Origin of the sequence: Burkholderia sp. 4M9327F10, from assembly GCF_005503145.1 — a bacterium.
Taxonomy (GTDB): domain Bacteria; phylum Pseudomonadota; class Gammaproteobacteria; order Burkholderiales; family Burkholderiaceae; genus Paraburkholderia.
In genome coordinates, this window is the sequence record NZ_SCNV01000112.1 from 1 (window position 1) to 11,777 (window position 11,777).

The following is an 11,777-nucleotide window of genomic DNA, read 5'->3' on the forward strand; positions in this document are numbered from 1 at the left end:
TTTGTTTTGTATATTAGTCACGACACAGCGTCGTAAACAAGTAAGGGGTCGTCTGCGGCGCCAGAGTTGTATAAGAGACCGTGGCAACCGCCTGTGCCGTCCACCTACGCCACCTCTACGCCACCCTATCCGCCTGCGCTTCCAGGTCTGCCCGCAGATAGCGCCGGCTGACCGTGCGCAAGTAGAGCGACAGCCCGCCGCCGGCAATCGCGAGACTCGCCATATTGGCGACCCAGAAGCCGCGTGCGCCGGTCAGCCAGACGGGGACGGCGCCGCCGATATCGAAGCCGAGCAGATACCCTCCGCCGATCCCCATACCCCACAGCGCCACCGCATAAATAATGGTGGGCACGATCACTACCTTGTAGGCGCGCAGCACGAACGCCGTCGTCACCTGCAGCGAGTCGAACACGTGATAGAACGCCACGATCAATACGAGCGGCATGGCCGCCGTCATGACCTGGGCGTTCGGCGTGTAGCCGGCGATGATGAGCGGCCGCAGCACCAGCACGATAGCCCCATAGCAGCAGGCGATCATCACCGCCATCAGGATGCCGTGGCGCGACAGGGTGCGCGCCGCATCATGCCGATGCGCACCGAGCGCCTGGGCGACGAGCGTGGAGGTAGCGATGCCGATCGACAACGGTGTCATATACAGCACCGCGCCGACGTTGCCGGCGATCTGATGCCCGGCGAGCGTGGTCGTGCCAAAGCGCGCGATAAACAGCGCCATGAAGGTGTACGAGGTGACTTCGATCAGGTACGAAAGCCCCATCGGCAGGCCGAGCTTCAACTGCGCGAGCTGCAGCCGCCACACCGGCCAGCAGAAGTGCTTAAAGATTTCGAACGGCTGGAACACGTCCAGACGCGTGAGCAACAGCATGCCGAGCGCCGCCAGCACCCAGTTGATGATGATGGTGGCGAGCGCACAACCCGGGCCGCCGAGGGCCGGCACACCCAGGCCGCCGAAGATGAGCCAGGTGTTGAGCGGCACCTTCAGCAGCAAGGCGCAGATCTGCAGGATCATCACGAGGCGCGGTTTGCCGATCGCGTTGGCAGTCGACCCGTAGACGCGAAACACGAGGCTCGCCGGCAAGCCGAACGCGAGGATCTGCAGATACGCGACCGTGCGTTCATGGAGCGCCGCCGGCACCCGGGCCAGATGCAGCACCGGGCCGGGGAAATACAGGATCAGGAAGCCGAGCATCATCAGCGCGAGAGCGAGCCACAGCGACTGGCGCACCTGCTCGCCGATCTCGGTGTAGCGGCGCGCGCCATAGAGTTGCGCGGCAATCGGCTGCAGCGCGGTGAGGATGCCGGTCAGGCCGATAAAGACCGAGACGTAGATCGACGAGCCGAGGCCGAGCGCGGCCAGATCGACCGCCGAGTAGCGGCCGACCATCGCCGTATCGATCACGCCGAAAGCGATGATCGCCAACTGGCCGATCAGCACCGGCCATGCGAGCCCGGCGATTTTGCGCACGTCGGCGAGCATCGTCAGTCCGGATTGGCCGGAGCGGCTTGCCGGGGGCGCCAGGCGCGATGTTTGGCGGGCGGCTTGGGCCGGTCGATGCGCACATAGAGACGGAAGCGTTCGTCGCGGTCGGCGACGCGGCGGCCTTCCCACACCAGCTTCCAGACGAAGTTCGACATCGAACTGGGTTCGCCGTAGTCCTGCGTGTCCTGGCGCAGGATCACGTCGCAGTCTTGATCGAACGCAAAATGCATGTGGCCGAAGTAGGCAAACGTCGCGATCTGCGCATTGCCGAGACGCACCGGCGAGATGCAGCTATAGTCGTCCGGCAGGTGGCTCGCGATCTGCTCGGCCACGTCCTTATAGGTTCGGCTGTAGTTGACGATGGGCAGCCACAGCGTCATCACCAGTACCCACATCAGGGTCGTCCCGGCCGAGGACAGCACCACGCTGCGCCACAGCACTTTCGGATGGCGCGCGAGACGCCAGCGCACCAGCACGAACCAGCACACCGTTACCGCGACCGCACAGACGAACGAGAGCAGCTTGAACTGCGGCACGAAACCCGGCGCGTAACGGGCCATGTTGCGGGCGAGCGGCGCCGGAAAACCGGTGAGACCCGCAATCCAGAACAGCCACACAGTACTGCCGAGGATCGTAAAGCTGAGGAGCGCGAACCAGTCGATTGCGTTGATCGTGCCGCGATTGAGGGTGGGCAGCGCGAAGGTGGCCAGCACGGCGAGCGCCGGCAGCAACAGCATGAACAGCAGGTTGGTCTGATGGCTCTGCAGGACGACGAGGACCAGCAGCGGCGCGATGACCGACAGCGGAATCGCGACGTGCGGGGCGCGCCGCAGGCCGGACCAGCTCACCCAGGCCCAGATCGCCAGAGGCCAGGCGGGCCAGGTAAAGAGCGGCAGGTTTTTCAGCGCATAGCGCGCCACCGAGCCGGGCGGGCCGGCAAAGGCGTTAAGGCTGCTGCTGACCCACTGGTTGAGATACCAGACGGCGTCTACGGGATAGGCGGAGAGGACCGCCACCGGCCACGCCATCGACAGCACCAGGGCGACCGGCAGGCCGGCAAGCAACAGCCAGCGCGTGCGCGCCTCGGGTACGACGATGGCCATGACGAGCGTGCCGACCAGCAGCGCGCCCACCAGCACAGGGTTGCTCGCGAGCGCCACCAGGCCCAGTGCGAGACCCCACACCAGCGCGCCTTGCACCGGCTTGTCGATCATCCGCACGAGCCCGTAGACGAGCATCGCGATGCAGGCGAACTGCGCGAGTTGCGGAGTGGTTTCGTGGCCGCGCTCGGCAAGGCCGAAGCAGGCGAGCAGAATCAGCAGCGCGCCATCGGCCAGCGTGCGGCCGTAGTCGCGCGGCTCCGGCTCGCCGCCGAAGGCGTACTTGAAGGGCTGGACCTCGGGGCGGCGGCCAAGCAGATAGGCGGCGTACCAGACGAAGGCGCAGGCGCCGCAAAACATCAGGCCCGTGAAGACGCGCGAGGCATTGCTGGCGTCCACCCAGGGCGCCAGCGCGCGGATCGAAATGGCGCCGAGCCAGTAGCCCAGCGGGCCGTTGTCCGTGAGGTATTTGCCGACCAGATTCGGCAGCATCCAGTCGTGGGCGTTGCCGTTGGCCATTGTCCACATGACGCCGAAGCCGGCTGCATCTTCGTTCTTCCACGGATCGCGGCCGAACAGCCCGAACGCTGCGTAGACAATACAGATGGTCAGCAACAGCCAGCGCGGCAGGGCGCTCGTGGCGGATGCTGTGAGGCGAACGACTGATCTCATGCGGATTTGTTGATCTCGGATAGGCGCTTCGGCGAGCGCTGGGCAGGGTGCCCGGCAGCATGGCCGATTCGCAGCATCCGGCATTGTAGACGTGGCGCGCGCAGCGCGTCACGGCCGGTAACGGAGCGCAACGTTGTGCGAAGTCCTGTCACCATGCGCAGAAGGTTCGCTTGGGAGCCCGGCGGAACCGGCGCATTGCGCAACGCCTGGCGACAAAAAAGGGCAGCTTACGCTGCCCTTTTGTGCTTCGCTGCGGCATGTAGCCGGCGACGAGGCGGGTATTACTTGGCTGCCTTGCCGGTAGCGCGCGCGCCGAACTTCTTGTTGAACTTCTCGACGCGGCCTGCCGTGTCCATGATCTTTTGCTGACCGGTGTAGAACGGATGCGATTCCGACGACACTTCGATCTTTGCCAGCGGGTATTCCTTGCCGTTGAATTCGGCAGTTTCACGCGTCTGGATGGTCGAGCGGGTCACAAACTTGAAGTCGTTCGACATGTCAACGAACAGGACTTCGCGGTAATTCGGGTGAATGCCTTCTTTCATGGTAATTCCTTTAGTCTGGCGGTAGCCAACCCGCGTGCAGCCGCGTCCCCTGTCCGCTGTAAAGCGCTGGATTCGCGAAAGCATTTTGGCGCGAGCCACTTGCCTAAGGTCGAAAAACCGCGATTATGCCAGAAAATCAGTTGGTTGACGATTTTTCCTGAGGTTTTTTCGCTGCCGAGAGGTGTTCCCGCCCCGTGGCTAGGGGCTGCCCCGGTAGGCCGGACAGCCGGTAGCCTTCGGCAGCCGCAGCCGCAGCCGCAGCCGCAGCCAGCGCCACCGGTACATCTGCCGCCATTGACGCAGCCGTCGCTAGCCGGTTAACCCCTGCAACGCGCCCACCCGCGCTGGATCCTGCCGGTAGTAGCGGGCCAGCAGCCGGTACAGCTCCGGATATTCCGCCTCAAAGGCGTGGGGCTGGACGAACAGCGCCTCGCTGCAAACGGCAAAAAATTCCGATGGATGGTCCGCCGCGTACGGGTCGATCAGCGAATCCCGCTCGAAACGCGCCCAGCGGCGCTCGGGTACCGCGTCGACCCTGGCGCAGAAATGATTGTAGGCGTGGTCGAACACGTCGGCCCAGGCGGCGGGGTCGAGCGGTGCGTGCCAGCGGCGAAAGAGCGGCGGGTGGCCGTCGGTTTCGCCGCTCAGCATGTCGATCTTGTGAGCGAACTCGTGGATGACGACGTTGTAGGCGTCAGCGCCGTCAGTCATCTGCGCGTCTTCCCATGACAGCACAACAGGGCCGCCTTCCCAGGCTTCGCCGCTGGCGTCGTGCTCGACTTCATGGACCACGCCGTCTTCGTCCTCGACCGTTTTGCGGATCACGAATTCGCCCGGATAGACAATCACGCCCACCCAGCCGCGATACAGCTCAAGCCCCAGGTTCAACACCGGCAAGCTCGCCTGGGCGGCGATCGCGACGGTCATCGCGTCGGTCAACTCCAGGTCGTGAGCGGTGGAGAATTCCTTTTGCGCGATAAAGAGACTGGTCAGCTCGCGCAGCCGCGCGAGGTCCGCCGGTTCCAGATGGGCGAGAAACGGCAGGCCGGCAAGCGTTGCCTGCCAGAGCGATTCGTCAATCGGATAGTCGCGCAGCGCGCGCTCGCGGCGCCGCGAGTCAAGCCAGTTAGAGAGTTTCGATAACATTGCTCAGTCGATCTGTTTTTGCCACGCGGCGAAGATCCCGCCGCAGACCGCTACGCCAATCAGGTAATAGAAACCGTCGAGCGAAGTCAGAAAGCTCGCCTGCTGCGCGACCATCCGCGCGATCTGGCCGATCGCCAGTGCATGCGCTTCGGCGAGCGAGCGGCCGCTCGCCGCAAAGCCACTGGTCAGCGTGGCAAGCGTGTTCTGGAACACCGGATTGAACGGATTCACGAACTCCGCCAGCCGCGCCTGATGCAGCGCCTGACGGTGCTGCTCGATGATGATCATCGACGCGGTGGCAAACGAGATCGTCAATTGCCGCACGATGTTCTTGAGCCGGTAGCCATGCGTGAATTCCTCGATAGCGAAGATTCTAAACGTCAGATTGGCAACCGGCAGCACGATAAACAGCAGCAGCAGTCCGCGCAGCAGCAGTGGCACCAGCAGCGCCTCTTCGCCGACGCCGGGCTCCATGCGCGTCATCCACGCCGCGGCGAAGGCGGCGAGGGCGAAGCCCGGCACGATGATCCATTTCTTGCGCGGCAGCAGCTTCGAATAACGCAGGTAGACAAACAGGGCGCTGGCGGAAATGAGCGAGGTCACGCCGGTGAGGCGCCCTGTGTTCTCCACCGGATAGCCGAGGCCGCTTTCGAGGAAGCGTGAAATCAGATAGCTGAAGGCGGTCGACTGATAGTAATAGAACATGTAGAGCACGATGCCGACCTGGAAGGTCTTCTCGCGCAGGGCATGCAGCCGCACCAGCGGATTCGGCTGATGCCACTGGTGATAGGCGAACCAGGCCAATGCGCCGATTCCAAGGATGGTGAGCAGGATCAGTCCCGGCGAACTGGTGAACAACTGGAAACGCAGTTGCTGCATGACAATCTGCAGCGCGCCCTGGGCGAAGGCGAAAATCATATACGGCCAGAAGTGTGCCGAGCCGCGCTCTTCGGGTAGGCGGCCGCCTGAATCCGGCAGCGCGAGCAGGGCCAGCACCGCAAACAGCACGCCCACGGGCGCGGTACAGGCGAATAATGCGCGCCACTGGAAATGCGCGAGGAGTTGTCCGCCGACGAGCGGCGCCAGCGCGCTGCTCAGCACGATCAGGATCAGGAATGCGCGCGTGGCGGCGGGACGTTCCCGCGCCGGGAAGCTCATCTGGATCAGGATGCGGCAGGTGCCCATCATCGGGCCGATGAAATAGCCCTGAAAGCCGCGCGCGAAGGCGAGTTCGAAGGAGGTCTCGCACAGCGCCGCCGCGACCGCCCCTGCCGAATAGAGCAGCATGCAGCCGGCCACGTAGCGCCGGTAGCCGAAGCGCTCGACCCACCATTGCTGTTGCAGGATGCCGAGCACGGCGGCTACGGCATAGCTGCTCGATGACCACACCAGTTCGTCGGGCGAGGCGTTGACGCCGCCGGCAATATAGCTGGTGAAGAACGAGAAGATCGCGTTGTCGAAGTAGTCGAGGCCGGTGACGACCGCCAGCACCCAGGGGAAGAAGTCGCCGCGCAGCTTCTCCACGCTAAAGAGCGGCACACGCGACGAAGCAGCGCTCATGCCGATTCGTCCTGCGCTTTGGGCTTCTTCTGCGCACGCTTTGCATGGGCTTCGCGCCGCTGCTTGAGCAGTGTTTCGGCGTTTTCGCCGGCGAGGCGCCGCTCGACGTAGTCGAGATCATGGCTCAACTCGCCCTTCAGGGTTTGCGCTTCCTTTAGCTCGCGGCGCATGGCTTCGATCCGCGCGTCGAGCGCGCCGACCTGTTGCGTGAGTGCGTCCCGAATCTCTTTGAGCGAGTCGTTGGAAAAGCGGTTGTGACCACCTTCGGTGGGTTCGAGCGGGCGCTTGAGCATTTCCGTGATCCCGTGCAGCGAAAAACCCAGCGAACGCAGCCGCAGGATGCGGCCGAACCGTTCGAGATCGTTTTCATCGTAGAGGCGGTAACGCCCCTCGCTGCGCGTGGGGGAAACGAGGCCGCGTTCCTCGTAGTACTTCAGCGTGCGCGGCGTGACGTTCAGGCGCTCGGCGGCGTCGCGCACCGTCAGCAGGGTGGGCCGGTCTTGCGGCATGGTGGCATGGGGCTGAGATAGGTTACGTGCATTATAGTACAACGTGTACGTTCACGTACATGTTTGCACGAGCGCGTTCCGTTGCGGCTTGCCCCGATTGGCGGCTGTGGCCATGCCGCGCGCTTGCGCCAGGCGCGCATTGTCGAGGCGAAAAAAAACCGCCCGCGATAGAGGCGGGCGGTTTTGCGGCGCGGGCAACGCGTACAGCGTGCCGTATGCCGAGGATGCGCGGAGCGGGTGGGACGGTTATTCGGCTGTCATCGGGCAGCTATTAGCTGCCGCCGCCACGACGCATCATGTCGAAGAACTCGGAATTGCTCTTGGTCTGGCGGATCTTGTCGAGCAGGAATTCCATGGCCTCGACTTCGTCCATGTCGTGGATGAACTTGCGCAGCACCCAGATCTTTTGCAGGATCTCGGGCTTGATCAGCAGTTCTTCACGGCGTGTGCCGGACTTGTTCAGGTTGATCGACGGGTAGACGCGCTTTTCAGCCAGACGGCGCTCCAGGTGCACTTCCATGTTGCCGGTGCCCTTGAATTCTTCGTAGATCACGTCGTCCATGCGGCTGCCGGTTTCGATCAGCGCTGTACCGATGATGGTGAGCGAGCCACCTTCTTCGATATTGCGTGCCGCGCCGAAGAAGCGCTTCGGGCGCTGCAGCGCGTTGGCGTCGACACCGCCGGTCAGCACCTTGCCCGAGGCCGGCACAACCGTGTTGTAGGCGCGCGCGAGACGCGTGATCGAGTCCAGCAGGATCACCACGTCGTTCTTCATTTCGACGAGGCGCTTGGCCTTTTCGATCACCATTTCGGCGACCTGGACGTGACGTGCAGCCGGTTCGTCGAACGTGGAGGCGATCACTTCGCCGGCCACCGAACGCTGCATTTCGGTCACTTCTTCGGGGCGTTCGTCGATCAGCAGCACGAACAGGATCACATCCGGATGGTTCTGCTTGATCGCGTGGGCGATATGCTGAAGCATCACGGTCTTGCCGGACTTCGGCGAGGCGACCAGCAGGCCGCGCTGGCCCTTGCCGATCGGCGCGATCATGTCGATGATGCGGCCGGTCACGTTTTCTTCGCCGCGCATCTCACGTTCGAGCAGCAGCACCTTGTTCGGGTGCAGCGGCGTCAGGTTTTCGAACATGATCTTGTGCTTCGAGGCTTCCGGCGGCTGGCCGTTGACCTTGTCCACTTTCACCAGCGCGAAATAGCGCTCGCCGTCTTTCGGCGTGCGCACTTCGCCTTCAATCGTGTCGCCGGTGTGCAGGTTGAAGCGGCGGATTTGCGACGGGCTGATATAGATGTCGTCCGTGCTCGCCAGATACGAGGTTTCCGGCGAACGCAGGAAGCCGAAGCCGTCAGGCAGCACCTCGAGCGTGCCGTCGCCGAAGATCGTTTCGCCAGTTTTGGCGCGCTTTTTAAGAATGGCGAACATCAGTTCCTGCTTGCGCAGGCGGTTCGCACTTTCGATCTCGAGGCCATTGGCCATCTCGATCAATTCGGACACGTGCAGAGTCTTAAGCTCGGATAAATGCATACGGAGAACCCGCAGGAGAAGGTGCGACCTGAAATGAAATCTGGGAGGAGAGTGAGCGGAACCGCTCAGGGACTTAAGCGTCTTTTCGACGTTTTGCGGATTCTAGCATAGCACACGCCAAATTCCGCCAGCGCGGCGCATGAGCATCTTCTCAGTGCGCGTGTTGTCAGGCGACAACACGCGGAACCGGTGCTTCGGTTAAGGCAAATTACAGATTGCCGTCGAGGAACGCGGTGAGTTGCGACTTCGACAGGGCGCCGACCTTCTGGGCCGCGACTGCGCCGTTCTTGAACAGGATCAGCGTGGGGATGCCGCGCACGCCGAACTTGACCGGGGTGGACTGATGCTCGTCCACATTGATCTTGGCGATCTGCAGGCGGTCAGCGTAGTCCTTCGCAACTTCGTCGAGGATCGGTGCAATCATCTTGCACGGACCGCACCACTCAGCCCAGAAGTCGAGCAGCACGGGTTTGTCGGATTTAACGACGTCCTGTTCGAACGATGCGTCGCTGATATGTTTGATTTGTTCGCTCATGTATGAATACCTCTCTCGGATCGAGGCCGCCTGGATTGCTCGCCACGATACATCAAACTAAGAAAACTTCCGTTCGCGTTGCCGCAAAGGGAGCCGCGCTCAAACACTCGCGGGCGATCCTCTCGAAGCGCTCCGGAATGCGCAGAATGCTCGGCTTTACGGGACATTCGTACGTCAGTTTAGCCTAAATTGCTATGCGTTGCCCGTGGTGATAGTACTCATGCAGCCAGTAGGGACAAGCCCCGCCGGTTGGGTGCCCACGTCGATTACACACCGTATCTGGTGGTGGCGAGCGCGAACACAAGTGGGCCTCTGCCTGACTTTGTTCATGCTTTCTTCATGTTAACAGTCGCGCGGCCCGCCGACCGATGGTAGAATCTTTCGTGACGGGCCTCCTCGCATGGAGGGGCGGTCAACCTGGTCAGGTCGGGAACGAAGCAGCCACAGCCGTTTTCCACCAGTGCCGAGGGTCGGGCTCGTCACCTTCCTTTTTCTGTTGCTTTTTCTGTTGTGTCCCCAAGCGTTTGGCACTTGCCGGCACGGTTTAGTCAGTGCCCGCGGTCTCATGCGCTTTGCTACGTCGCTTGAGTCTGTGCATCGCATCTGCGAACCTCGGTTCACCCGGCGTCCCGCGTCACATCCCAATTGCTGTTGCTATCGATTCGCCGGTCATTTTCAATGAGGCTGCGGCGCGTCCTCTGTACCTGATCGATTCGTCTTGGCGCGCTATCGTTACTGATACAATTTCCGGATGACCTATCAAGTTCTCGCACGCAAATGGCGGCCGAAGGATTTCGCTTCGCTCGTCGGACAGGAGCACGTGGTGCGCGCGCTCACGCATGCGCTCGACGGCGGGCGCCTGCATCACGCCTATCTGTTCACCGGAACCCGCGGCGTCGGCAAGACGACGCTCTCGCGCATCTTCGCCAAGGCGCTCAATTGCGAAACCGGCGTGACTTCCACGCCGTGTGGCGTGTGCCGCGCGTGCCGGGAGATCGACGAGGGGCGTTTTGTCGACTATGTGGAGATGGATGCGGCGAGCAATCGCGGTGTCGACGAAATGGCTGCGCTGCTGGAGCGTGCGGTATATGCGCCGGTCGATGCGCGCTTCAAGGTCTATATGATCGACGAAGTGCACATGCTCACGAACCACGCGTTCAACGCCATGTTGAAGACGCTGGAAGAGCCGCCGCCGCACGTCAAGTTCATTCTCGCGACCACCGATCCGCAAAAGATCCCGGTCACCGTGCTGTCGCGCTGCCTGCAATTCAATCTGAAGCAGATGCCGGCCGGGCACATCGTGGCACATCTGGAGCGCATTCTCGGTGAGGAGCACGTTCCGTTCGAAGCCCAGGCTTTGCGTCTGCTGGCCCGCTCGGCGGACGGCTCGATGCGCGATGCGCTGTCGCTGACTGACCAGGCCATTGCCTATTCGGCCAACCAGGTGACCGAAGAAGCGGTGCGTGGCATGCTCGGTGCGCTTGACCAGAGTTATCTGATCCGCCTGCTCGACGCGCTTGCCGATGGCGACGGTGCGGCGGTGCTGGCCGTGGCCGACGAAATGTCGCTGCGCAGCCTGTCGTTCTCGACCGCGCTGCAGGACCTGGCGAGCTTGCTGCACCGGATTGCATGGGCGCAGTTTGCGCCGTCGTCGGTGCTGGACGAGTGGCCGGAGGCGACCGATCTGCGGCGCTTCGCCGATGCGTTGAGCGCCGAGCAAGTGCAGCTGTTCTACCAGATTGCGACCATCGGCCGTAGCGAGCTTGGCCTCGCGCCGGACGAATACGCCGGCTTCACGATGACGCTGCTGCGCATGCTGGCGTTCGAGCCGGCGCCGACCGGCGGTGGCGGTGGCGCAACGGCTGCGGCGCATCAGCCGGGTGGGGCGGGCGCAGGCGGGGCGAAGCGCAGCGGTGCGCCGGTTGCCGCCGCAGCGCGCGCTCTGGCGCCTGTGCAAGTGCAGACCGCCGCTGCGGTCGGCCCGACGCCTGGCGCGGCTGGCCCCGCCCCTGTTGCGGCGGCGCAGGGGGTTAGCGCCGGGAGCGCGCCGGCCCAGTCAGCGCACGCCGAACCGGTCAGCGCTGACACGAGTGCGGCGGTGCGAGCTGAAGAAGCGGTTCCCGAAACGGATCAGGCAACGGTGCAGCACGCGGATCAAGGTTCGCGTGATCCGCAAACGGCTAGCGCGCCGCTGCAACCGGCAACCCGCGCCACAAAGATTTCCGCAGCTCTGGACACCCCGGCGACGGAAAACGGGAGCGCCGACGATCAAGCCGAAAGTCCAGCAGTGGCTGCTAGCGCATCGGTGCAAACCGTACCGAGCCGCGAGCCTGCTACGTTGGCGCAGCATGAAGCGGTAAGCGGGACGAGCGGGTCCGTTATCGCCGATGCGCCTGCTGACCCGGCGTCTGCTTCCGCTGCGGACCTTGACGCGCCGGCCGCCGAGGCGCCGGTTACGCCAGTTGCGAGCGCCGCTGCACCCCAATTGGCCGTGCCGGCCGAACCGGCAACGCCTGCGGCCCGCGAGAGCGCGCCTGCCGCGGACGCCGCGCCGCGCCGTGCCGGCGGCGCCAGTGCGGCGCTCGACGTTCTGCGCAGCGCCGGCCTCAAAGTGTCTTCCGATCGCGGCCGCACCACCCCCGCCGCGCCCGCTGCCGCGGCGAGGCCCGCCC

9 protein-coding genes and 1 other RNA gene are annotated in these 11,777 nt (G+C 63.6%); 2 read left to right on the forward strand and 8 right to left on the reverse strand.

The genetic code is table 11. The features are described 5' to 3' along the window. Positions 1-115: 115 nt before the first annotated feature. From FFS45_RS40660 to trxA, 8 genes are all read right to left on the reverse strand, one after another. The gene (locus tag FFS45_RS40660) at positions 116-1,495 is read right to left on the reverse strand and encodes an MATE family efflux transporter (RefSeq protein WP_137960221.1); all 1,380 of its coding nucleotides are present in this window, start codon (positions 1,493-1,495) and stop codon (positions 116-118) included. 2 nt (positions 1,496-1,497) lie between these two features. Further along, positions 1,498-3,270 carry a glycosyltransferase family 39 protein gene (locus FFS45_RS40665; protein WP_137960222.1) on the reverse strand — a complete coding sequence of 591 codons (1,773 nt, stop codon included), beginning with the start codon at positions 3,268-3,270 and terminating at the stop codon, positions 1,498-1,500. Between the two features lie 281 nt (positions 3,271-3,551). Continuing rightward, the gene (locus FFS45_RS40670; RefSeq protein WP_137960223.1) at positions 3,552-3,815 is read right to left on the reverse strand and encodes a type B 50S ribosomal protein L31; all 264 of its coding nucleotides are present in this window, start codon (positions 3,813-3,815) and stop codon (positions 3,552-3,554) included. Between the two features lie 309 nt (positions 3,816-4,124). Further along, complete coding sequence (locus FFS45_RS40675; protein ID WP_137960224.1) at positions 4,125-4,961, reverse strand: M90 family metallopeptidase; 837 nt, start codon at positions 4,959-4,961, stop codon at positions 4,125-4,127. A gap of 3 nt (positions 4,962-4,964) precedes the next feature. Further along, on the reverse strand, positions 4,965-6,521 hold the full coding sequence (locus tag FFS45_RS40680; RefSeq protein ID WP_137960225.1) for an MFS transporter: 1,557 nt from the start codon (positions 6,519-6,521) through the stop codon (positions 4,965-4,967). Then, a complete protein-coding gene (locus FFS45_RS40685) occupies positions 6,518-7,030 on the reverse strand; it encodes a MerR family transcriptional regulator (RefSeq protein WP_137960226.1) in 513 nt (170 codons plus the stop codon). The genes FFS45_RS40680 and FFS45_RS40685 overlap by 4 nt, the downstream gene beginning before the upstream one ends. A gap of 271 nt (positions 7,031-7,301) precedes the next feature. Beyond that, positions 7,302-8,570: a transcription termination factor Rho gene (rho, locus tag FFS45_RS40690; protein ID WP_074298516.1), complete on the reverse strand. Its 1,269-nt coding sequence runs from the start codon at positions 8,568-8,570 to the stop codon at positions 7,302-7,304. A gap of 208 nt (positions 8,571-8,778) precedes the next feature. Next, entirely contained in the window at positions 8,779-9,105 is a 327-nt protein-coding gene (gene trxA, locus FFS45_RS40695; protein WP_006048864.1) for a thioredoxin TrxA, read from the reverse strand. Between the two features lie 385 nt (positions 9,106-9,490). Between trxA and ffs the strand changes: the two genes are divergently transcribed. Together ffs and dnaX are read left to right on the forward strand one after the other, a co-directional pair. After that, an RNA gene (gene ffs, locus FFS45_RS40700) (signal recognition particle sRNA small type) lies at positions 9,491-9,589 on the forward strand. Positions 9,590-9,856: 267 nt separating this feature from the next. After that, the coding region (gene dnaX, locus FFS45_RS40705; protein ID WP_137960227.1) for a DNA polymerase III subunit gamma/tau at positions 9,857-11,777 on the forward strand (1,921 nt) is incomplete at its 3' end.